The following is a 23,374-nucleotide window of genomic DNA, read 5'->3' on the forward strand; positions in this document are numbered from 1 at the left end:
TACGAATTTCCTTTTTAAGTTGTAAAAAAAAGAGAAGGATCCTCATCCTTCTCTCCATATTACTTCTTATAGCACTTCCGCATGTCCATTATAAACAATTCCGCGAGCTGCATCAACTGTTACTTCTTGGCCATTTTTTAAAGTTTCTGTTACACCGTTTACGCCAACGATAACTGGAATACCGATTGAAACACCTACAACAGCTGCATGGCTTGTTAAACCGCCTTCTTCTACAACTAAAGCTGCCGCTTTTTCAATTGCAGGAATCATATCTTTATCAGTACTTGTTGTAACTAGAATATCTCCTTCTTTTACGTTCGCTACAGCCTCAGTTGCTGTTTTCGCTACAACCACTTTACCTTTTGCCGCTTTACGACCAATTCCTTGTCCTTTAGCGATTTCTTCGCCAACAACATGAATTTTCATTAAGTTTGTTGTACCTGTTTCAGCAACTGGAACACCAGCTGTAATAACTACAGTATCACCAAGTCCGATTAGACCAGCATCCATACCTGTTTGAATAGCAGTATCTAACATTTCATCAGTAGACGCCGCACGTTTACTAGCCATAAACGCTTGTACACCCCAAACAAGTGCAAGACGACGGCATACTTGCTCATCAGATGTTACAGCTACGATTGGAGATTTTGGACGGTATTTAGAGATCATTTTTGCAGTATAGCCACTTTCAGTTGGAGCAAAGATTGCAGCTACATCAAGAGCGATTGCTGTATGTGCAACAGATTGACTAATCGCATCTGTAATTGTTGGTGTAAGCTCTTTAATACGTTTCTTGAACATATCTTTATATTGTAATGATTTCTCAACGCGTGTTGCAATATTCGCCATCATTGTTACTGCTTCTATTGGATATTGCCCTGCTGCAGTTTCACCTGAAAGCATGATTGCATCTGTACCGTCAAAGATTGCATTTGCTACGTCACTTGCTTCCGCACGAGTCGGACGTGGGTTACGTTGCATAGAATCTAACATTTGTGTTGCAGTAATAACTGGTTTGCCTAATACGTTACATTTTTTGATTAGACGTTTTTGTACTAATGGCACTTCTTCTGGTGGAATTTCTACACCCATATCACCACGAGCTACCATTAAGCCGTCAGAAACTTCTAAGATTGAATCGATGTTATCGATACCCTCTTGGTTTTCAATTTTTGGAACGATTTGGATATGTTGTGCATTATGTTCTTCTAATAATTCACGAATTTCTAACACGTCAGCTGCTTTACGAACGAAAGATGCTGCGATAAAGTCAACATTTTGCTCGATACCAAAGATGATATCTTTTACGTCTTTTTCAGTAATACCAGGAAGCTTAATGCTTACGTTTGGTACGTTTACACCTTTTTTATTTTTTACAATACCGCTGTTTAGTACTTTTGTACGGATATTTCCGTCAGCTTTCTCGATTACTTCTAGCTCGATTAAACCATCATCGATTAGAATGCGAGAACCTGGATTTACATCGTCATATAAACCAGCATAAGTTACTGAGAACTTTTCTGCAGTTCCTAATACTTGCTCAGTAGAAATAACTACTTCTGAACCAGTTGTTAGCTCAGCTTGTCCGTCTACGAAGTCGTGTGTACGAATTTCTGGACCTTTTGTATCAAGTAAGATTGCAACTGTTTTACCAGTCTTTTTAGACGCTTCACGAATGTTTTTAATACGTGCTCCGTGCTCTTCATGGCTACCATGAGAGAAGTTTAAACGAGCAACGTTCATACCAGCCTCAATTAACTGTTCTAATTTCTCAATATTTTCACTAGCAGGACCTATAGTACATACAATTTTTGTTTTACGCATATTGCACCTCCGAAATTTCTGAAACCGTTCCCAAATATCTGACATTACGTCGATTAGATGGATAATTCTTTAGATAATTCATACATATCTGTATCAATTACATGTTTTTGAGCTAACGCTTCGATAATATCATGATCAACCAGTTTGTTGTTTTGGATACCAACGCAACGTCCGCCCTTGCCTTCCATTAATAATTCAACTGCTCTTGCGCCAAGGCGACTCGCTAATACACGGTCTTGTGCACTTGGTGATCCACCACGTTGTACATGACCTAATACTGTTACACGAGTATCAAAGTTTGTCGCTTCCTCAATTTTCTTACCAATGTCAATCGCACTGCCAACACCTTCAGCTACAACAATGATACTATGTTTTTTACCACGTTCGCTACCGCGTTTTAAACGAGCAATTACATCATCCATATCATATTCTACTTCTGGAATCAAGATTGTCTCTGCACCATCAGCTAAACCCGCCCATAATGCGATGTCTCCAGCGTGACGCCCCATTACTTCAATAACGTATGTACGTTCATGAGATGTAGCTGTATCACGAATTTTATCAATTGCATCAATAACAGTATTTAAAGCCGTATCGAATCCAATTGTAAAGTCTGTTCCAGGAATATCATTATCGATAGTACCTGGTACACCTACACAAGGGAAGCCTTGCTCTGTTAATTTTTTAGCTCCTTGGTAAGAACCGTCTCCACCAATAACAACAAGTCCTTCAATACCAAGTTTCTTCAATTGTTCGATTCCTTTTTCACGAACAGCTGGATCTTTAAACTCAGGGCATCTTGCTGTATATAATTTCGTACCACCACGGTGAATAATATCGCCAACGGAACCAAGTTCTAATTTTTCAATGTGACCAGAAATTAGTCCAGCATATCCATGGTAGATACCATATACTTCAATATCATGGTAAATCGCTTTACGAACAACCGCACGAATGGCAGCGTTCATACCAGGTGAATCTCCACCACTTGTTAATACACCAATACGTTTCATTTGTACTCACCTCAAAAAGATTATTTGCCTTATAATAAAATAACATGAAGAAATATAAAAATACAATGGAGAAGATGTGTCTTTTCACAATAAAAACGTGCATTCGCGAAAGGGAACGCACGCTTTTATTATTTTACCCAAATGGAAGCGTTTGAAAACGAAACTTGCCCAATTTTCATATATTTTTCATAACGTTTTTCAATTAATTCGTCTTTCGAAATACCACTTAATTGTTCAAACGTTTTCTGCAACACAACATTGATATTTTCTGATTGCTTTAAAATATTACGATGCGCTCCGCCTCTTGATTCGGGAATAATTTCGTCAATTACACCTAATTCTTTCAAATCAGCCGCTGTAATTTTCAATGCTTCCGCAGCATCTCTCGCTTTTGTCGCATCTTTCCAAAGAATGGTCGCCGCACCTTCTGGACTAATGACAGAATAAGTGGAATTTTCTAGCATATAAATGTAATCCCCTACTCCAAGACCTAATGCACCACCGCTACCACCTTCACCAATAACAATACAAATAACAGGAACAGTAAGACCCGCCATTTCAAATAAATTGCGAGCGATTGCCTCACTTTGACCACGTTCTTCAGCCGCTTTCCCTGGATAAGCACCTTTTGTATCAATAAAACAAATAATTGGACGATTAAACTTTTCCGCTTGTTTCATTAAACGCAGCGCTTTACGATAGCCTTCTGGATGAGGCATTCCAAAATTACGGCGAATATTTTCTTTCGTATCTTTCCCGCGCTGATGCCCAATTACAGTTACAGGCATGCCATTATACTTCGCAATGCCGCCAACAATCGCTGCATCATCACCAAAGAAGCGATCTCCGTGACATTCAAAAAAATCAGTAAATAAGTGCTCAATATAATCAAGCGTCGTTGGCCTTTCTGCATGCCGAGCAATTTGAACGCGATCCCAAACCTTCATATTGCCGTATATTTCTTCCTCTAAATTTTCTAGCTTATCTTCCAAAATACGAATCTCCTCACTGAAATCCATCTGGCTGTGTTTCGTATATTCTTTTAGTTCATGAATTTTATTTCTTAGCTCAACAACCGGTTTCTCAAATTCTAGTTCTGCCATACAGCCATTCCCTCCCCTTGATGAACTTCTAAAATCTTGCGGAGTGATTCTCTCATCTCATTGCGATGCACAACGGCATCCAATTGACCATGTTCTAACAAAAATTCTGCTGTTTGAAAATCTTCTGGGAGTTTCTCACGCACTGTTTGTTCAATAACACGTCTACCGGCAAAACCAATCAGTGCACCTGGTTCTGCAAGATTATAGTCACCAAGTGAAGCGAAACTTGCTGAAACTCCGCCCGTTGTCGGATGCGTCATAACAGAAATAAATAATCCTCCAGCATTACTATATTTCTTCAAAGCTACACTTGTCTTTGCCATTTGCATTAGACTTAATATACCTTCTTGCATACGAGCACCGCCCGAAGCAGTGAAAATGATAAACGGCACTTGTAATTCATATGCCTTTTCGACTGCACGTGCAATTTTTTCGCCTACTACAGAGCCCATGCTGCCCATTCGAAAACGAGAATCCATTACTGCCACAACAACAAGCATTTCATCAATTGTTCCCTCACCTGTCACAACCGCTTCATTTAATTCTGTTTTCTTTCGATCGTTCTCTAGTTTCTCTTCATAGTTTGGAAACTGAAGTGGATTTAAAGAAACCATTTCTTTATCATATTCACGAAATGATCCTTCATCCAATATACTGTCGAGACGTTCCCATGCATTCATCGGATGATGATATCCACAGTTCACACATACTTTTAAATTTTTTAGAAGCTCTTTTGTATACATAATTTTTTTACATTTTGGACATTTGGTCATAACACCGTCCGGTACATCTTTTCGTACTTGTTCTGAAGGAATTGCAGCGTACTTTTTCTTTTTCACGAATAAATCTCTTAGCACAATTTGACCCCCTTTGTTGAGAGCTAAGGTTAGGAAGAAAATGGGGCTAACACCAAAAATCGATGTTAGCCTTCTTTTCTTAATCTGTCTAATAACCTCTCTCTTTACGTTTAACTTTAACCGCTGTGCGGTAGATTGTTTGTCATAACGTGTCATGGTCATTTCGACAAATTTTATACATTACGAGTGAAACTGTATTTTCTCTATCAATTCATCATAAATGTTCAGTGTCTCTTCTTCCTGTTTTGCTTCCAAAGCTTTGTAAAGTTTTCTATATCCCTCTATAGAGTCTATTAACACTTTACAAGAAAGGGTTGCCACATAATCATTTACAATCATCCAAATGCGATATAGTAAATAGTTATCCACTTGTTCAATAAGTGTTTTGAAAAACGTTTGATGAAACGCTTGAATTGAACTTTCATGCCCCTCAAGCGCCTGTTTTAATTTACTTAACACCGTAGAGAATGTATCATCTGATAAATTACAGACAATCCGAATCATATCTTTTTCAATTAATCGTTTCGTTTGTAATAAATCCTGTCTTGTTTTTTCATCTTGCAATAAAAATGGTGCAATTAATTGAACGAGACCATTTTCATAAAAGTTACGAATAAACGTCCCTTCACCGCGCCTTGTTTCAATTAATCCTACCAGTTCTAAAGCACGCAATGCTTCTCGTACAGACGAACGCCCAACATTCAAACGTGCACTTAACTCACGCTCTGACGGCAAACGGTCACCTGCAACTAAACCATCCTCCTCCATAATGGAGCGGATTTTCTTTACAATTTCGAGGTATACTTTTGTATTTGATGATGTCAATTAAAACTCCTCGCTTATTCGTTACCAATCAACGCTAATCGTTTTGTTTTCTCAGCAACTTCATTTGGATCTACTTGACGACGAGCTACCCCTGTCTCCATCGCAGCTTTCGCTACATAAGCCGCTACCTGAGGCGCTACACGCGCGTCAAATGGCGCCGGAATGATATAGTCTTCATTTAACTCATCAGCTGTTACAAGCTCTGCTATAGCCGCTACAGCTGCCATTTTCATTTCTTCGTTAATTTGGGTAGCATGCACATCAAGTGCACCACGGAAAATGCCAGGGAATGCTAACACATTATTTACTTGGTTCGGGAAGTCAGAACGACCTGTTCCAACAACCGCTGCACCCGCTGCTTTTGCCGCTTCTGGCATAATTTCTGGAACCGGATTTGCCATTGCAAAGATAATTGCGTCGTTATTCATCGTACGAACCATTTCTTCCGTTAATGCACCTTCTACAGATACACCGATGAATACATCCGCACCTTTTATAACATCCGCTAAAGAACCTTCTACACGGTCTTTATTTGTATATTTTGCAACTTCTTCTTTCACTGGATTCATACCAACAGGGCGGCCGTCGTAAATCGCTCCTTTACGGTCACACATAATAATGTCGCGCACACCGTAACGGTATAAAAGTTTAATAATCGCAATACCCGCTGCACCTGCACCATTTGCCACAACTTTAATATCAGACATTTCCTTTCCAACTAACTTCAGAGCATTTACAAGACCTGCCACTGTTACGATAGCCGTTCCGTGTTGGTCATCATGGAACACAGGAATATTCGTTTCTTTTTTCAAACGTTCTTCAATAATAAAACAGTTTGGAGCTGCAATATCCTCTAAGTTTACACCACCAAAGTTTGGCTCCATTAATTTTACAGTTTCAATAATTTTTTCTACATCGTTTGTATTTAAGGCAATCGGGAATGCATCTACGCCAGCAAAGCTCTTAAATAATACCGCTTTACCTTCCATTACAGGTAGAGATGCTTCTGGTCCAATATTACCAAGACCAAGTACTGCTGTCCCATCTGTTACAACAGCTACCATGTTTCCCTTCATTGTATATTCATATACCTTACTTTTATCGTCATAAATTTCTTTACAAGGTTCTGCAACCCCTGGAGAATATGCAAGACTTAAGTCTTTTGCATTTTCTACTTTTACTTTTGATACAGTTTCTAATTTTCCTTGATGCACTTTATGCATGTGAAGTGCTTCTTCACGAAGTGTTGACAAACTATCCACTCTCCTCAAATTATTCTTGCTGCTATCAATTTTTCCGAGTGGTCTGACCACGAACACTACTACTATAATAATCGAACTATAGGGGCGTTGTCCATTATATTTTTACGACCACATTTTCTTTGCCGACAATTTCACGAAGTGTTCTTAAACATTCCTCGCTCGGATGGATTGACAAACTACGAGATAATTGTACCACTTTATGTTCCTTTTCATAATAAATTAGTACTTTCGCAAAACCTGAATAGTGAAATAATATTTTTGTAACTTGATTGAATAACTTCTTATCGTACTGCGAAGGTAATTTGACATAAATGGATGCTTCTTTCATTTCGTTATATACATCCATTTGTTCTAATGAATAAAGCCCGTTTATAATCCACTGTAATTTATTATTTCTAGATTCAACCGTTCCCTCAACAAGAACTATTTCTCCTTCTTGTAGCCTTTCTGAAAAATGAATGTATGTCTCCGGAAAAACAACCGCTTCCATTTCATCGTTATGATCACAAAACGTAACAAACGCCATTTTTTGTAATTTCTTTGTACGAATGACTTTCACTCTTGTAAGATAAACAATCGCACGTTGTACTTTTCCTTTTTGTCTCATTGCTTGCGCAAGAGAAGGGATTTCTAATTCTTTTACTAAGCTTGCATACTGAGCTGTCGGATAACTTGATAAATAAAAACCAAGCGTTTCTTTTTCCTTATTCAATTGTTCGATAAAAGACAACTCTTTCCCTTGCACGTAAACTGATTTTGGTACACTTTCTTCCCCTAATTCACGCGCAAGACTTGCGTACTCTAAAGCACCCTTTATGCTGTTAAACAAAGTTGTTCGTGAAACTTGAAAATCATCGAAACAACCAGACCAAACAAACGCCTCTAAATTGCGCTCTGTTACAAATTTCACTGGCATTCGAAGACAAAAGTCAAATAAATCTTGAAACGGTGCTTTCTCTCTTTCTTCAATCAAAGCAGTCACTGTTGCCATCCCAATATTTCGAATGGAAAGAAGGCTATAACGAATCGCATTTCCTTCAATTTGAAAATGATAGCTACTTCTATGAAGTGATGGCGGCAAAACACGAAAACCCTTTCGTTTGGTTTCGCGTATATATTGCATAATCTTATCTTCATTTCCAATTGCACTTGATAATAAAGCGGTCATAAACTGAAGTGGATAATTCGCTTTTAAATATGCAAGTTGATACCCAATCATACTGTACGCCACCGCATGGCTTCGGTTAAAACCGTAATTTGCAAATCTAACAATTAAATCATAAATTTGCTCTGCAGATGTTTGATCATATCCATTTTGTAAACAACCTTGCACAAAATGCTTTCGCTCTTCTTCTAAAATATCTCGACTTTTTTTACTGACTGCACGGCGAAGTAAATCCGCTTCTCCAAGTGAAAATCCAGCCAATTTAGAAGCAATTTGCATAATTTGTTCTTGATAGACAATTACGCCATATGTACTCTCTAAAATCGGTTTCAAATCTGGATGTAAATATTGAATGTTTCGTCTTCCATGTTTAGATTCAATAAAGACCGGAATTTGTTCCATCGGTCCTGGGCGATATAAAGAGTTGACGACAACGATATCTTCAAATTCGTTTGGCTTTAACCCGCGAAGTACATTTCGCATGCCACCTGATTCAAGCTGAAATACCCCTGTTGTATCTCCTCTTCCGAGCAATTGAAATGTCTTTTCATCTTGGAGCGATACATTCCTTATATCAATTTGTTTTCCAGTCGTTGTTGTAATAAAAGTAAGAATATTTTCAAGCAATGTTAAATTGCGCAACCCTAAAAAGTCCATCTTTAGTAGACCAAGTTCTTCTAAAACATCTGCTGGATATTGCGTTACATATACATCATTATGCCCTTCTTGAATCGCAATACTTCCTGTTAAGGGCTCTTGACTCATAATAACGCCAGCTGCATGAATAGACGTATGACGCGGTAATCCCTCCACACGTTTTGCAATTTCAAATACACGTTCATGCAAAAGATTTCCTTGAATAAAATCGCGAAGAGCTTCAGACTCCTCATAAGCTTCTTTTAATGTAATTCCAAGTTTCGATGGGATCAGTTTGGAGAACAAATCAATATCCCGAGGCGGCAATCCCATTACACGAGCAATATCACGAATTGCTGCTTTTGCAGCCAGTGTTCCGAACGTAACAATTTGAGCAACACGAAGCTGGCCGTATTTATCCTTTACATAACGAATCATTTCATCGCGTCTTACATCAGGAAAATCAATATCGATATCTGGAAGTGTAACACGTTCCGGATTTAAAAATCTTTCAAACAATAAATTGTATGCAATTGGGTCAATATCTGTAATTTCTAGTACATATGCGACAAGTGAACCCGCTGCCGATCCACGTCCTGGCCCTGTTAAAATCCTCTGTTCGTGTGCATATTTCATAAAGTCCCATACGATGAGGAAATAATCACTGAACCCCATGCGAGAGATAACCTCAAGTTCATGATATAAACGGTTCACATGTACCTCTTTTGGCGTTCCATAGCGCTTATATAGTCCCTCTTCACAAATTCGGCGCAAATAAGCATCGCTCGTTTCATTAGTAGGAACAGGAAATTTCGGTAATTGATTCACATGAAATGGAATTTCTACATGGCAACGTTCTGCAATATGAATGGTATTACGAAGTGCTTCTTCCACATGAGAAAATAAGGCTTCCATTTCAGCTGATGATTTCAAATAGTACTGATCCGTTTTCAACCTTGGTCTATCCGGATCCGTCATTTTTGTACCGCTCTGAACAGATAATAAACATTCTTGTACAAGTGCATCGCTTTGATTAATATACCGAACATCATTTGTTGCCACGATTGGAATATTCCTGTTTCTGACAAACTCTGCTACTTTTTCTTGCAACAATAATTCATCTTGAATCGCATGATGCTGCACACTCATATAAAAATGTCCAAACATATTTTGGTACGTGCGGGCAATCTCTTCTGCAAGCTCATCTTTCCCTTGCAATAATAATTGTTCAATTTCTCCATCTTTCCCTGGTGAAATTGCGGTTAATCCTTCCGCATAATGGACAAGCCACTTTTTAGGAATTCCATCTTTAGACTTTGTCATAATGGTGCTAGAAATTTTCAATAGATTTTGATAACCTACTTCATTTTCAGCCAGTAAAACAAGTGGATAAGCGCGTTCTTCTTCCTCATTCAAAACGGAAGCTGTTAATCCGATAATCGGCTTTATCCCCATCTTCTTACATGCTTTATAAAATGGAATAACTCCGTACATCACGTTTTCATCTGTAATTGCAAGAGCTGAAAACCCAAGTTCTTTCGCTCTGGCCACAAGTTCATCAATTTTACAAGCACTTTTTAACAAACTATAAACGGTTTGACATTGTAAATGCACAAACTTCACTGTTGTACCCTCTCTTTACCTATTTGACTACTTTCATTATAGGTGATGAGGAAAGGGGAAATCAAAACATACTTCTCACACTTTGTCCATATATATATAAAGGAGAAAGGGGAATGACGATGGATGTAAGACAATATACTTTTTTCTCTCTGCTTATCATTAGTTACTTTATTGCCTTTGGGGTCATACTTGGTGGTTCTTTAATTGGAGGAATTGGGGCTTTTCTTATTGGACAGCCTGCTCTTACTTCCATTAATCAATTCGCACAAAATTTAAGGATTTGGGCACTCGTTGCAGCAATCGGCGGGACTTTTGACACATTTTATAGCTTTGAGAGAAGTTTTTTTGAGGGAGATATGAAAGACATTGTGAAACAAATTTTGCTTATCTTCTTTGCAACAGGCGGCATGCAGACTGGTCTTATTATTATTAAATGGTTAACGCAGGAGCATGTATGAGAGTTCCCAGCGCTTCTACTGCCAAACGATGGTATTTATTTTTAGCTGGTGCTGCTGTTGGCGGTGTAATTAGCTGGTTTATCTTCCTCTACATATATGGCATCTTCCAACAAGAACAAGCTAGTCAAATTGCAGAGCAAAAGTACATTATAAATAAACAAGAAGAAAAACTACGTGTGCTTCTTGAGGATCAAGATAAACTAAATAAAGAGAATAAACGACTCTTAACAATCCAAGAAATTAAAATAAAAATTATCAACGGGGAAAAATATGACTTAGACAACCTCACACTTGAGAACATGACTACTTCTATTCATAACGACCTCCAGCATCTTTTAACGAAAAATATTCAAAGTATCGCCAAAAATAAAGAACTGCTCAAAAAATTAATTGAAAATAAAACTTACAAACATTACGATCGTATGTATCGCTTTAAAGTCGACATGATTTCTTTTGATACTGTACTTGAAATTAGTGTTCATATAGAAAAAGAAAAGTAGAGCCTTTTCGCTCTACTTTTCTCCTCAGTCTATTGAAATGATTCCAACAATGATAGGAGGCATTCCCCCTACTTACTTGCAAATGGCACGTAAATCTTCAAAAAGGCGATCTGCTTCTTCCCAAGAAAATACTTTCGCACCAGAAGCCATCGGATGTCCCCCACCATTATATTGCATTGCTAAAGTATTAATAACAGGCCCCTTCGAACGAAGACGAACACGAATCACATCGTCCTCTTCTAAAAACAGAACCCACGATTTTAATCCATCAATATTACCAAGCGCTCCTACAACGCCAGATGCTTCTGAAGGAAGCACATCAAATTGTTGTAATATTTCTTTCGTTAGCTTAATATAGGCCGCACCTTCTTCTGTCATCGTGAAGTTTTGTAAAATGTAGCCGTTTAAACGAGCAATTTTCTCTTTCGTTTTATACATTTCATCATATAATCCAGTAAATGTAACACCCATTTCGACAAGTTCACTGACATAGCGGAACGTTTTTGCGGTTGTATTTGGAAATAAGAAACGTCCTGTATCTCCAATAATTCCCGCGAAAATAAGACGTGCTGCTTCCGCTGTCATTTTTAAGCCTTTCTCTTTCCCATAAGAATAAAACTCGTAAATCATTTCACTTGTAGAGCTTGCTGTTGTATCCACCCATGTAATATCTCCATACGGGTCTTCATTTGGATGATGATCAATTTTAATTAACATCTTCCCTTTTGTATAGCGCTGATCACAAACACGTTCCTGGTTTGCTGTATCACAAACAATAACAAGTGCATTTTCATATACACTGTCTTCAATCTCGTCCATTACTCGTAAATACGATAAAGACGGTTCATTGTAACCAACCATATAAATGTTTTTTTCTGGAAACGATTCTTGCAAAATTGTCCCAAGTCCACATTGGGATCCTAATGCATCTGGATCTGGACGCACATGGCGATGAATAATAATTGTATCAAACTCTTGGATTGCCGCTAAAATTTGTTCATGCATATGTATAATCTCCTTCTTATCAATCGATATTTATATACTCTATTTTCACTTTATTCTCCATTATAGCGGAAAATATTTCATACATGCGAACAATTCCTTTATAATATAAATCAGAAAGTTTAGATTTTTACCACTTATACTTATCATTCTGCGGAGAAACAGAATATGCAAAATAATGGGGGGATTGTATTATGCCAGTATTAGTCTTTTGTATTATCATCTCATTTATGTTGTATCTTTTCTATAAAACAAAATATTTTCGTACAAACCGTCCAATGGAGAAAGGCTGGCTTTCCGGAAAATCGGCAATGGCACTCGGTTCATTCGTTTCTTTATTTGGTTTCAATCAATTTTTCCTAGAACTTTCTACTGCACGAATCATTGTCGGTGCATTATTTCTCTTATTTGGCATTGCAAGTATTGTAAATGGTTTCCGTCAATATAAGCATTTCTTACCTCTAGCTGTAAAAGAAGCAGAGGCCTATAAAACAATGTAATGTAAAAAAGCATCGGCTATTTGAGCAGATGCTTTTTTTATTTCTTTTCGATTTCACAATTGGTATATGCAACAAAAGTAGAAAGTAAACACAATGGATTTCCTTGCATGTGAATGTGCAATGGTTCCTCTTCAAACGACATTTTTTATACAGCTCTTGCTACGAAGGTCCTGTATGCTTCTTTTTTCATTCCATTTATCGATCAATTAACTGCACCATAAGCAGTGCTTTCCCGACAACATTTCCTTCATGATGTACTTCAACATCGACCTTACCAAATTTACGACCAATTTCTAATACCTTTGGATGAACTGATACGATATGATCAATTTGGACAGGCTTTACAAAATAAATCGTTAAATTTTCAACGATTAAATCGCTCTTCTTTTGCGCTCGAATCACACGATTTGTCGCCTCTGTTACAATCGTTGTAAATACACCATAAGATAACGTTCCTAATGAATTCGTCATTTGTGGCGTTACTGAAAATTGATAATTTTGTTCATGTTTCGTTTCTTTTTGATTCACAAATTGACTTGTTACGATATCATCAATTGTTTCTCCTACTTGTGGTTGACGCTGAATCATTTGCAGTGCCTGAAGTACATCTTGACGACTAATAATTCCCTGCAGTTTGCTCCCTTCATCCACCACAGGAAGCATTTCAATTCCTTCCCAAACCATCATACGTGCTGCTGCAGCAACAGACATTTTTCCATTCACTGTAATCGGTTGTTTTGTCATGACCTTTTCAATCGGTGTTTCTTTTGCAACCCCAATCATATCTTTTGACGTTACGATTCCTAATACTTTTTTATTGTCATCGATGATTGGATAACGCCCATGCATCGTTTCTTTATTATAAGCATGCCATCTCTCCACTTTATCATCTGGCTTTAAATATAAAGTTTCTTCAATTGGCGTTAAAATATCTTCAACAAGTACAATTTCCTTTTTAATAAGCTGATCGTAAATCGCACGGTTAATTAGTGTCGCTACAGTAAATGTATCATAGCTACTTGAGATAATTGGCAACTTCAATTCGTCTGCTAATTTCTTCACATAATCTTCCGTATCAAATCCACCTGTAATTAATACAGCAGCTCCCCTTTCTAACGCAAGCTGGTGCGCATTTGTACGGTTCCCAATAATTAATAAGTTCCCAGCTTCTGTATAGCGCATCATCGCTTCTAATTTCATTGCGCCAATTACAAATTTATTTAATGTCTTATGTAACCCTTCTCTACCGCCTAACACTTGACCATCGACAATGTTAACGACTTCTGCATATGTCAGTTTTTCAATATTTTCTTTCTTCTTTTGTTCAATTCGAATTGTTCCCACGCGTTCAATCGTACTTACATATCCTTTATTTTCTGCATCTTTAATTGCGCGATATGCTGTTCCTTCACTGACACTTAAATCCTTTGCAATTTGACGCACAGAAATTTTATGCCCTACTGGCAAGTTATTAATATGTTCTAAAATTTGGTTATGTTTGGTAGCCAAATGGTTTCACCATACTTTCTTTTCCCTAAATTCTTCATGTATTGTATGTTTAGTATACTATATTTCCAAAACTGTTACACACTCTCTTTACATATCTGTACTATTTTCCATATAACAAACAAATTCTTACAACAGCATAATTTATTTTTCATCTCATTCCATCATTTATCCGCTCACCTCAATATAAAATAAAGGTAAGAAATGAAAATGAAACACCTGGACAATCATTACAAAATATCCAGAATGCATACTCTTACACCTATTTTTCATACATAAAGAAACCCTTCACTTGTTTGATCAAATGAAGGGTTTCTTTTCTATAGTGTAATACTTTCTCCCACTTCTAATACTCTCCCTGTACGGTTTGTTAGCTTTTCAACAAATCGATGTGGGTCTTGTTCAATAACCGGGAACGTATTATAATGCATCGGCACAACTGTTTTCGCATCAATCCATTTCGCTGCTAACGCCGCATCTTCTGGTCCCATTGTAAAGTTATCACCAATTGGTAAAAATGCTAATTCAATATCGTTACGCTCTCCAATTAATTTCATATCAGAGAATAATGCCGTATCCCCTGCATGATAAATTGTTTTCTCCTCTGCTGTAAATAAAATCCCAGCTGGCATTCCTGTATATGTAATCGTCTTATTTTCTTCATCGATGTAGCTAGAACCATGGAATGCTTGCGTAAACTTTACTTTTCCAAAATCAAATTCATGCGCCCCACCGATATGCATTGGATGCGTCTTCACACCTTGCCATCCTAAAAACGTCGCGAGTTCAAAAGGAGCTACTACAATCGCATCATTTCGCTTCGCAATTTCGGCTGTATCACCAACATGATCTCCATGACCGTGCGATAAAAGAAGCGCATCTACCTTTACATCTTCCGCTTTTAAATCTGTTTTCGGATTTCCTGTTAAAAATGGATCAATTAAAATCACTTTTCCATTCGTTTCAATCTTTACAACTGAATGCCCGTGATAAGATATTTTCATTGTTACATTCCTCCTCACTCACCCCTTTTATTCTACATGATTTCACAATTTCCTGTCTTTTCTAACATCTATTTACTTGTCATAACTCTTTCATCCGATGTAAAGTTATATATGTAACTGAAATCTCGGAGGTGTCGATCGATGAATACTAGATTAGAAAAATTCATGCACTGGCTACAAGAACAAAACGTGGAAGCTGCCTTCTTAACTTCTACACCAAACGTTTTCTACATGACGAACTTCCATTGTGAACCGCACGAAAGACTACTCGGTCTATTCGTATTCCAAGAACAAGAACCTATTTTAATTTGTCCGAAAATGGAAGAAGATCAAGCGCGAAATGCTGGATGGACACACGAAATTATCGGATTTACTGATACTGACAGACCGTGGGATATGATTGAAAAAGCATTGAAAGACCGCAGTATCAAAGCAAATGCAGTTGCAATTGAAAAAGAACACTTAAATGTAGAACGCTATGAGGCGTTAACAAAATTATTCCCAAATGCAACTTTTCGCTCTGCAGAGGAAAAAGTTCGTGAACTTCGTTTAATTAAAGACGAAAAAGAACTTTCTATTTTACGTGAAGCTGCTCATATGGCTGACTATGCCGTCGGTATTGGTGTAGAGGCCATTAAAGAAGATCGTAGTGAATTAGAAGTACTAGCAATTATCGAACATGAACTAAAGAAAAAAGGTATACATAAAATGTCATTCGACACGATGGTCTTAACTGGAGCGAATTCAGCTCTACCTCACGGTGTACCAGGCACTAACAAAATGAAGCGCGGTGACTTCGTTCTATTCGACCTAGGTGTAATTATTGATGGTTACTGTTCTGATATTACACGCACAGTCGCATTCGGCGATATTTCTGAAGAACAAACGCGTATTTATAACACAGTACTAGCTGGCCAACTACAAGCAATTGAAGCATGTAAACCGGGCGTTACACTCGGTGCTATCGACCGCGCTGCCCGTTCTGTTATTGCAGACGCTGGCTACGGAGACTTCTTCCCGCACCGCCTCGGTCATGGACTTGGTATTAGTGTACATGAATATCCAGATGTAAAAGAAGGCAACGAATCCCCATTAAAAGAAGGCATGGTCTTCACAATTGAACCAGGCATTTACGTACCAAATGTAGGCGGAGTTCGAATTGAAGATGATATTTACATTACAAAAGACGGAACAGAAATTTTAACAAAATTCCCGAAAGAATTGCAGTTTGTGAAATAAATAAAAGGTAGCGAGAATGCTACCTTTTTATCTACTACCTCAAACTTCTCAACAATCATTTGGGCTGGATAGCTCTCAAGTATTTGAGAAGACCATACTTTTATTTTATATCCTGATTTCAACTGCTGATATGTGTTGCTATCAACAAAATTCAAAACAGTGTCAGTTGGAAACTTCTCATGTAGTCGCTCTTCTATATACTCTTGAAACTCTGCTTTTGTTTCAAATTTTTTATTCGTGATGAAATATACATTATCATTTCCCACTATGACATACCCTTCTACAGTAGCGATTTGTTTAGATGGAAATGTAGATGCACATGATGTGAGTATTGTAAGGAAAATACTTAAAAAAACAAATACCCAAGCCATTGAGCTCTTCCCCCTCATTTCAATCCCCCCTAAAAATTTTATCCCGCTATTTGCGAGCAATAAGACCCTCACCTCAAAATTCAGCAGTTAAGAATGATAAAAAGAAGGCACTCAAAAAGTGCCTTCTTTCATCTTACTAATATTCACTTGAAAATTTACAATCCAAACTGAGAAAAGATGTACAAAAATCGCTATAACCATACAAGTCCCGCTCAAAAAAGTTAAAATTGGGTGCGAGTATGAATGCTCTAAGTAATAAGACACTCCAATAAAAAACAGTGTTATATAGATGTAGATTGCTCCATGTATTTGCCTCATATAAGCCCCCTTTTCCTATATTATACCATAAATTTTCTGATTATTCACATTAATAGACTGTAATCAATATTTCTCAACTATTACGACTCTTACAATACCCTATATATTAGTATATCTTTTGTAAATTGTTTCATTCATCTTTTTTACCAATTGCATCTTAACTAAAAAAAGCCCATCTATGTTGATGCGCTTTTCTGCTTATATACAAACCATCATTCTATTCTTTCATCGCTTCTTTCACAACATCTTGAATCATTATCACTTCTGTTTTCATATCGACAGCTGGTGCTTCTTCATCAATACATTCATCCCAAAACGCTAAGTGCTTTTTATCAATTTCATGATGAGAATTTTCGACAAGAGTCCCCCCTTCTCCTTGTACAGAATACCAATATAAGTACTCTTCTCCATCTCTTATTTCCCGGAAAATTGTCTCTACATACATTTTTTCGTCGTTTAGTGTCAAAAGCACTTCTTTCATATTGTCATTAAGAAGCTGCATCCACTCATCTACACGATGACTTTTTCCTGGTTTCACTTTGAATCTTGTTAATTCGACGTTCATTTTTATCCCTCCGTTTTCTTACGTACAAATAAATTATATTCTACTGGATTATGAAAATTTAATTTACTAGCTAATTTTTGCGAAGGAATATTGTCTACGTTACAATCCCAGCACGGCATTATATGATTTTGTATACAATGTTCAATGAAACGTGTTGCGACCGCTTGGGCTAATCCTTTCCCTTGATGCGCTTCATGCGTCACAATATCAATTTCAGCAAAACTATTCCCGCTAAATATCGTGACACATTCCGCTACGATCATCCCATTTTGTTCTATGCAAAATCCAAATCCATTATTCAAAAACGCTTCAGTTGATCCCCAATATTCTTTATAATACGCCTCTGTAAATTCCTTACTTCGTTCTATATCGCTTCTATCAATACGCTTAACCTCATATGTATTTTTGTTACAATCTCGTTTTCTCTCTTCAAAAGTTTCTCTTTGAAATTTCACTCGCGGGATTTTCCGAAATACATTATTAAAACGGTCTTCAATCATCATTTCCCATTCTTCACTAGAAGTGAAAAGCGTAAATCGTTTTTCTTTCGTTTCAATGGCTGTTTTTATATACGAGAATAAATCTTCGTTATAACTTTGATCATGAGTGTCACCGAATAAATAATAAATGCCGTTAGCTGCGATAATTAGTCCTGCTGTTAATTGCTCGTTTACAAAAAACTCACCATTTATCATTTGATCACATACCGCATAAGCAAATGTGGTCGTTCTTGTATTGCTTTTTAAAATCGGAAGAACTTTTCTATACTCGACTACAGATAATTTTTTCATAATTGCTCCACTATAATCGTATCAGCCTCTATATGTTCAAAACAAAGATTTACCGTTCTCTTTAATGCTCTCGTTCTATGAATCGTACATGATGGAATTAAAATTGAATCATTCGGTTTCAAAACTGCTGTCTCTCCATCTTCAAAATCGATAAGTAATTCTCCCTCTAATACAATGAATAATTCGTCCGAATTAGAATGATAATGCCAATCATATTCACCAGTAAACACAGCAATTCGTAAGCAATGACTATTTACATTTGAAACGACGAAGTTTTTATGTTGGTCTTTAATATCTTTTGTTAAATCTATTAAATTTATCTTTTCCATAGAATCCCCTCCTTATGCCCCTATATATCTATCTTAAAATTATCATAGGAGGCATTTTACTAACAAGAAAAAAATTCCATATAAAAACCTTAAATAAAAAAAGATCTCTAATCTTTCCTAGTCTATAAAAAAAATTAAAGATCCTCTTTTCTATTCCATCGGAAATGTACTATTTCCAGCAGAAAGCACACCTTCCACATAACCTTTTGCGAAATCAGGTAATACAATGACAATTACTGCAGTTAAAATCCCAATACCAATTCCTCTTAATTTCGGATCATTCTTCTTTTTAGCTACCACCATTGTAATAATTCCTGCTATAAGCAAAACGAATGACAAAATATCACAAATATACCCCATGTTGTTCCTCCTATTTCCATTCATGTTTCTTTTTATTCATATTATATGATGCTTATGTTTCAAATAAAAGCCCTCCTTATCACAAGAAGGGCCTCATCTAATATTTATTATGATAAAGCAGGGGCTTTTTCAAGAAGCTCTTTCGCATCAGCGTATTGTAAGCCATGAGCTTCTGCAACTGCTTCGAATGTTACGTAGCCATCTAATGTGTTAATACCTTTTAGTAATGCAGCGTTACCTAAGCAAGCAGCTTTATAGCCTTTGTTTGCAATTTGTACTGCATATGGTACTGTTACGTTTGTTAATGCAAGAGTTGAAGTACGTGGAACCGCACCTGGCATGTTTGCAACTGCATAATGAACAACGCCATGTTTTTCATAAGTTGGGTTATCATGAGTTGTAATGCGATCCGTTGTTTCGAAAATACCACCTTGGTCAATCGCGATATCAACGACAACAGAACCTGGTTCCATTGATTGAATCATTTCTTCTGTTACAAGTTTTGGCGCTTTTGCACCTGGAATTAATACTGCACCGATTACAAGATCAGATTCTTTTACAGCCTGTGCAATATTATACGGATTAGACATTAACGTTTTTACTTGATTTCCGAAAATGTCATCTAACTGACGAAGACGTTCTGCACTTAAGTCGATGATTGTTACATCCGCACCTAGTCCAACCGCAATTTTCGCTGCGTTTGTACCAGCTTGACCGCCACCGATAATTGTTACTTTCCCACGTTTTACTCCTGGAACGCCTGCAAGTAAAATACCTTTACCACCTTTTGTTTTTTCAAGGAACTGTGCTCCAATTTGTGCAGACATACGACCTGCTACTTCACTCATCGGTGCAAGTAATGGTAAAGAACGATTATCTAATTGTACTGTTTCATAAGCAATTGATATCACTTTATTATCAATTAAAGCTTTTGTTAACTCAGGTTCTGGAGCTAGATGTAAGTATGTGAATAAAATAAGTCCTTCACGGAAATAACCATACTCACTTTCAATTGGCTCTTTTACCTTCATAACCATATCTTGATTCCATGCTTCTTCAGCAGTTTCAACAAGTTTCGCTCCAGCTTGTACGTATTCTTCATCTGTAAAACCAGAACCTAAACCTGCACCTTTTTGAACAAAAACTTCATGACCATTTTGTACAAGATGTACAGCACCAGCTGGCGTCATTGCCACACGGTTTTCATTGTTTTTAATTTCTGTTGGAATACCGATACGCATTATTCATTCCCCCTTGAGTTATGAAATGACCCCTAAATTATTTTTTAAACACTTTCTATGCACCTATATTCTAACATAATCCCTCAATATTTTACAAAAAATAACATAAGTTTTCCGATAGATTTTATTTACTTTTGTCGATATCGATGAATTACATCAACTGCCCCTGTTATTTCAATAATTGTACCCGTAATCATATCAGAATCTTCTTCGCATAAAAATGAGATGGTGCGTGCGATATCTTCACCTGTTCCTGATCTACCAATTGGCGTACGCTTATCTTTCAACATGCGCGCTTCTTGAATTGTTGCTTCTTTCATCTCACCAATAATATCACCTGGGCAAACCATATTTGCTGTAATACCATACTCTGCTTCTTCATAAGCAACTGTCTTCGTTAATGAAACAAGCCCTACTTTTGCTGCCGCAAAAGCTGAACGATACATCCATCCCGGTGCACTATCGGCCCCTTGAAATCCATAATTAATAATGCGACCAAATTGGTTCTTTCTCATAATTGGAACAACGAGTTTTAACAGATGAAATACCGCTGTTAAATTTCCTTGAATCATCTCATTCCATTCCTGTTCTTCATAATCCACTAACTTTTTTCGTTCAAACACATAAGGACCCGCATTATTAATTAAAAAATCGATCTTACCAAAACGTTTTGTTGCTTCTTCTACCATTTTATGTAAATCTTCTTTCTTCGTGACATCTGCTTGTATAAACTGTAGACGTTCTTCTATATGATTATACTTTTCTTTCATTTCCTCTACAGCGCTTCTGTCGCTATGATATGTGACTGTTACAGAATGTCCATTCGCCAATAATTTCTCTGTTACTTGCCTTCCTAAACCTTTTGTACCGGCTGTAATGAGCGCGTGTCTCACAAACATGCCTCCTTTTAAATTACTATACTCCATATGTAACAAGTTCTTGCTACAATTACAACTAAAAAGAATCAAAACAAACTTTTCAAAATTCTGTAACGTTTTTTTCACGTATATTACCAGAATTTGTTTTATAATTTAGTTGTAAAGGGTTATAAAATCAATTGGGAGGAATTTACTATGACTAATACATATACAAATATTTTAATTGCTGTAGATGGTTCTAAAGAGGCTGAAAAAGCTTTTAAAAAAGCCATTCAAGTTGCGAAACGTAACAATGCGACATTAACTATTGCTCATATCGTTGATGTGAAAGCGTACTCTGCGGTAGAAGCATATAGCCGCGCGATTGCTGAACGTGCTAATCTTTTTGCAGAAGACTTATTAGAAGACTACAAAAAAACAGCACTAGAAGCAGGTCTTGAAAAGGTAGAAACTGTACTAGAATTCGGTAATCCAAAATCTAAAATTTCAAAAGAAATTGCTCCCAAACATAAAGTAGACTTAATCATGTGCGGTGCCACTGGTTTAAATGCTGTAGAGCGTTTCTTAATTGGTAGCGTCTCTGAACATATTATTCGCTATGCAAAATGCGATGTCCTTGTTGTTCGTGGTGATGAAGAGCAAGGTGAGCTATAATTCATAAAAATAAATAGGGTAGATAAGAGGCTTCCTCTTATCTACCCTATTTATTTTTATACTTTAGGAATTCTGTAATCCGGATTATGTTGCTCCCAGCCATCTTGTGTATTTACACTCGGATCGCCATCACCATCTACCCATGTTGTACTCCCGTCGGGTAAAACTCTTTCATGGGGTGTTACATGATGAGTATTCGGATTTTCCTCCGCTATATACTCTACATCCGTTGCTTCTGGAGCTGATGCTTGCGCTACACTATCACTGTCTACCCCATCTATAATTCCATCGGCACCATCAATTATATCTATAACTCCTACTGAGAACACGCCTACAGCTGCAACTTTGGCTAATTCTTTTCCTGTTTCTATTGCTTTATCTGTATCTCCTTCTCTTATCGCTTGTACAGTTTCAACTCCCTTTTCTGAAACATGCACAATTCCTTTTCCAATTGTCGTTGCCGTATCTTGAACCGTTCCAAGTATTTCTTTATATCCTCGCTTTACTTGCTGTCTATCATCTGTAATAAGCCCCCCTATAGCATCATACGTACCATCGGCAAGATTCCCAATGATTTCTCCAGTTTTCACAGTAGCTTTATTAACACCTTTTCCAACATCCTTTATGAAATTATTGTTCGTAACCTCTCCTACCGCTTCTATTGCACCCCCCACTACGTCAGCTGCAACTTTAGCCGCCGCTTTAGTTACTACTTTAATGAAACTCATACTGTATCCTCCTGATATCATTATATATAATTATTACGATTATAATTTTATAGCTGTAGCATATATAACTACAACTTATTTCACATATTTCACTATAAATACAAGACAAACCACGACAACAATGACAACCGCAAGTACATAAGCCGGAAGAAACTTCAAAGACCATACCGCCATCATTATCGTCGCTATCGTTAAATAAGATCGCCTTACCTCTTCTGTCATTTTTTTACGAAGCAAGAACATATATGATTTTTGATTTCAGATCTCATTTCCTAACATTACATGAACATACATTTTTTAGAAATAAACGGACAAAATATATGTGTTTAGAAAAGGAGGATACTATATGGAGGATTATGAACGTATTATTTTAGATATAAATGGGAAAGAAATCGAAATGTTAAATACGATCCGCACACATCTCAAAGAAAAACATGGCGTGGAACTAAGTAATGGTGCATTACTTCGAGATTTGATGGATATTGAGTATATTCGAATTATGGAAGGTCGACATAAGTACGATTAATTGATAAAACTGTAAGCCTAGAACAGATTGCTCTAGGCTTACTTACATCTACACAAAAAATGTTATAATGAGGAAAAAATGTGGAGGATACGAAAA

General features: G+C 37.0%; 27 protein-coding genes. 6 read left to right on the plus strand and 21 right to left on the minus strand.

From position 1 onward, the window contains the following. Positions 1–66: 66 nt before the first annotated feature. From pyk to dnaE, 7 genes are all read right to left on the minus strand, one after another. Complete coding sequence (gene pyk, locus MR063_RS04220; protein WP_242193664.1) at positions 67–1,824, minus strand: pyruvate kinase; 1,758 nt, start codon at positions 1,822–1,824, stop codon at positions 67–69. 53 nt (positions 1,825–1,877) lie between these two features. After that, positions 1,878–2,837, minus strand: a complete 960-nt coding sequence (pfkA, locus tag MR063_RS04225; protein WP_242193716.1) for a 6-phosphofructokinase — start codon at positions 2,835–2,837, stop codon at positions 1,878–1,880. Between the two features lie 128 nt (positions 2,838–2,965). Further along, a complete protein-coding gene (gene accA, locus MR063_RS04230; protein ID WP_242145529.1) occupies positions 2,966–3,940 on the minus strand; it encodes an acetyl-CoA carboxylase carboxyl transferase subunit alpha in 975 nt (324 codons plus the stop codon). After that, positions 3,928–4,797 (minus strand): acetyl-CoA carboxylase, carboxyltransferase subunit beta, encoded by an 870-nt coding sequence (gene accD / locus MR063_RS04235; RefSeq protein WP_242145528.1) that lies wholly within the window; start codon positions 4,795–4,797, stop codon positions 3,928–3,930. The genes accA and accD overlap by 13 nt, the downstream gene beginning before the upstream one ends. A gap of 180 nt (positions 4,798–4,977) precedes the next feature. Then, positions 4,978–5,622 (minus strand): FadR/GntR family transcriptional regulator, encoded by a 645-nt coding sequence (locus tag MR063_RS04240; protein ID WP_242193746.1) that lies wholly within the window; start codon positions 5,620–5,622, stop codon positions 4,978–4,980. Positions 5,623–5,636: 14 nt separating this feature from the next. Beyond that, positions 5,637–6,845 carry an NADP-dependent malic enzyme gene (gene ystJ, locus MR063_RS04245; protein ID WP_242194888.1) on the minus strand — a complete coding sequence of 403 codons (1,209 nt, stop codon included), beginning with the start codon at positions 6,843–6,845 and terminating at the stop codon, positions 5,637–5,639. A gap of 133 nt (positions 6,846–6,978) precedes the next feature. Then, positions 6,979–10,308, minus strand: a complete 3,330-nt coding sequence (gene dnaE, locus MR063_RS04250; protein WP_242193751.1) for a DNA polymerase III subunit alpha — start codon at positions 10,306–10,308, stop codon at positions 6,979–6,981. A 119-nt stretch (positions 10,309–10,427) separates the two neighbouring features. On the opposite strand from dnaE, the gene ytrH reads away from it, so the two are divergent. Both ytrH and ytrI read left to right on the plus strand, forming a co-directional pair. Further along, positions 10,428–10,766, plus strand: a complete 339-nt coding sequence (ytrH, locus tag MR063_RS04255) for a sporulation membrane protein YtrH (RefSeq protein ID WP_242194891.1) — start codon at positions 10,428–10,430, stop codon at positions 10,764–10,766. After that, positions 10,763–11,266 carry a sporulation membrane protein YtrI gene (gene ytrI / locus MR063_RS04260; protein WP_012095750.1) on the plus strand — a complete coding sequence of 168 codons (504 nt, stop codon included), beginning with the start codon at positions 10,763–10,765 and terminating at the stop codon, positions 11,264–11,266. Before ytrH ends, ytrI begins: the two co-directional genes overlap by 4 nt. A gap of 72 nt (positions 11,267–11,338) precedes the next feature. Here ytrI and MR063_RS04265 read toward each other — a convergent pair whose 3' ends face one another. Further along, entirely contained in the window at positions 11,339–12,271 is a 933-nt protein-coding gene (locus MR063_RS04265) for a DHH family phosphoesterase (RefSeq protein WP_242193755.1), read from the minus strand. A 191-nt stretch (positions 12,272–12,462) separates the two neighbouring features. Between MR063_RS04265 and MR063_RS04270 the strand changes: the two genes are divergently transcribed. Beyond that, positions 12,463–12,768, plus strand: a complete 306-nt coding sequence (locus tag MR063_RS04270) for a YtpI family protein (RefSeq protein ID WP_242145523.1) — start codon at positions 12,463–12,465, stop codon at positions 12,766–12,768. Between the two features lie 37 nt (positions 12,769–12,805). On the opposite strand, the gene MR063_RS04275 is transcribed toward MR063_RS04270, so the two are convergent. From MR063_RS04275 to MR063_RS04285, 3 genes are all read right to left on the minus strand, one after another. Continuing rightward, positions 12,806–12,910, minus strand: a complete 105-nt coding sequence (locus tag MR063_RS04275) for a DUF3949 domain-containing protein (RefSeq protein WP_396021438.1) — start codon at positions 12,908–12,910, stop codon at positions 12,806–12,808. 53 nt (positions 12,911–12,963) lie between these two features. Next, positions 12,964–14,277: a CBS domain-containing protein gene (locus MR063_RS04280; RefSeq protein WP_242193758.1), complete on the minus strand. Its 1,314-nt coding sequence runs from the start codon at positions 14,275–14,277 to the stop codon at positions 12,964–12,966. Positions 14,278–14,594: 317 nt separating this feature from the next. Continuing rightward, positions 14,595–15,278 carry a metal-dependent hydrolase gene (locus MR063_RS04285; RefSeq protein WP_242193760.1) on the minus strand — a complete coding sequence of 228 codons (684 nt, stop codon included), beginning with the start codon at positions 15,276–15,278 and terminating at the stop codon, positions 14,595–14,597. A gap of 141 nt (positions 15,279–15,419) precedes the next feature. Between MR063_RS04285 and pepQ the strand changes: the two genes are divergently transcribed. Beyond that, on the plus strand, positions 15,420–16,517 hold the full coding sequence (pepQ, locus tag MR063_RS04290) for a Xaa-Pro dipeptidase (protein ID WP_242193765.1): 1,098 nt from the start codon (positions 15,420–15,422) through the stop codon (positions 16,515–16,517). Here pepQ and MR063_RS04295 read toward each other — a convergent pair. The 8 genes from MR063_RS04295 to MR063_RS04330 all read right to left on the minus strand — a co-directional run bounded on the left by MR063_RS04295 (position 16,451) and on the right by MR063_RS04330 (position 21,418). Continuing rightward, positions 16,451–16,888: a DUF3221 domain-containing protein gene (locus MR063_RS04295; RefSeq protein WP_313928305.1), complete on the minus strand. Its 438-nt coding sequence runs from the start codon at positions 16,886–16,888 to the stop codon at positions 16,451–16,453. The two genes, pepQ and MR063_RS04295, sit on opposite strands and share 67 nt — an antisense overlap. A gap of 111 nt (positions 16,889–16,999) precedes the next feature. Then, positions 17,000–17,206: a hypothetical protein gene (locus MR063_RS04300; RefSeq protein ID WP_041810068.1), complete on the minus strand. Its 207-nt coding sequence runs from the start codon at positions 17,204–17,206 to the stop codon at positions 17,000–17,002. Positions 17,207–17,423: 217 nt separating this feature from the next. Beyond that, complete coding sequence (locus MR063_RS04305; RefSeq protein WP_242193826.1) at positions 17,424–17,771, minus strand: DUF6176 family protein; 348 nt, start codon at positions 17,769–17,771, stop codon at positions 17,424–17,426. Positions 17,772–17,773: 2 nt separating this feature from the next. Beyond that, complete coding sequence (locus tag MR063_RS04310) at positions 17,774–18,562, minus strand: GNAT family N-acetyltransferase (protein ID WP_242193830.1); 789 nt, start codon at positions 18,560–18,562, stop codon at positions 17,774–17,776. After that, on the minus strand, positions 18,559–18,891 hold the full coding sequence (locus tag MR063_RS04315) for a cupin domain-containing protein (protein WP_242193877.1): 333 nt from the start codon (positions 18,889–18,891) through the stop codon (positions 18,559–18,561). The genes MR063_RS04310 and MR063_RS04315 overlap by 4 nt, the downstream gene beginning before the upstream one ends. Positions 18,892–19,041: 150 nt before the next feature. Continuing rightward, the gene (locus MR063_RS04320; protein WP_242193879.1) at positions 19,042–19,251 is read right to left on the minus strand and encodes a hypothetical protein; all 210 of its coding nucleotides are present in this window, start codon (positions 19,249–19,251) and stop codon (positions 19,042–19,044) included. Between the two features lie 107 nt (positions 19,252–19,358). Beyond that, positions 19,359–20,492: an alanine dehydrogenase gene (ald, locus tag MR063_RS04325; RefSeq protein ID WP_242193894.1), complete on the minus strand. Its 1,134-nt coding sequence runs from the start codon at positions 20,490–20,492 to the stop codon at positions 19,359–19,361. A 128-nt stretch (positions 20,493–20,620) separates the two neighbouring features. Further along, a complete protein-coding gene (locus MR063_RS04330; protein WP_242193898.1) occupies positions 20,621–21,418 on the minus strand; it encodes an SDR family oxidoreductase in 798 nt (265 codons plus the stop codon). Positions 21,419–21,565: 147 nt separating this feature from the next. Here MR063_RS04330 and MR063_RS04335 point away from each other — a divergent pair, with 147 nt between their 5' ends. Beyond that, on the plus strand, positions 21,566–22,024 hold the full coding sequence (locus MR063_RS04335; RefSeq protein WP_012095760.1) for a universal stress protein: 459 nt from the start codon (positions 21,566–21,568) through the stop codon (positions 22,022–22,024). 56 nt (positions 22,025–22,080) lie between these two features. Here the strand turns inward: MR063_RS04335 and MR063_RS04340 are convergent, their stop codons facing one another. Next, on the minus strand, positions 22,081–22,752 hold the full coding sequence (locus MR063_RS04340; RefSeq protein ID WP_242193901.1) for a hypothetical protein: 672 nt from the start codon (positions 22,750–22,752) through the stop codon (positions 22,081–22,083). Between the two features lie 75 nt (positions 22,753–22,827). After that, positions 22,828–22,989, minus strand: a complete 162-nt coding sequence (locus tag MR063_RS04345; RefSeq protein ID WP_242193905.1) for a hypothetical protein — start codon at positions 22,987–22,989, stop codon at positions 22,828–22,830. 109 nt (positions 22,990–23,098) lie between these two features. Between MR063_RS04345 and MR063_RS04350 the strand changes: the two genes are divergently transcribed. Further along, complete coding sequence (locus MR063_RS04350; RefSeq protein WP_242193908.1) at positions 23,099–23,278, plus strand: ProA domain protein; 180 nt, start codon at positions 23,099–23,101, stop codon at positions 23,276–23,278. The last annotated feature ends 96 nt before the right edge of the window (positions 23,279–23,374 follow it).

It is taken from the genome of Bacillus cereus group sp. BfR-BA-01492 (assembly GCF_022662815.1).
GTDB lineage: Bacteria > Bacillota > Bacilli > Bacillales > Bacillaceae_G > Bacillus_A > Bacillus_A cereus_BD.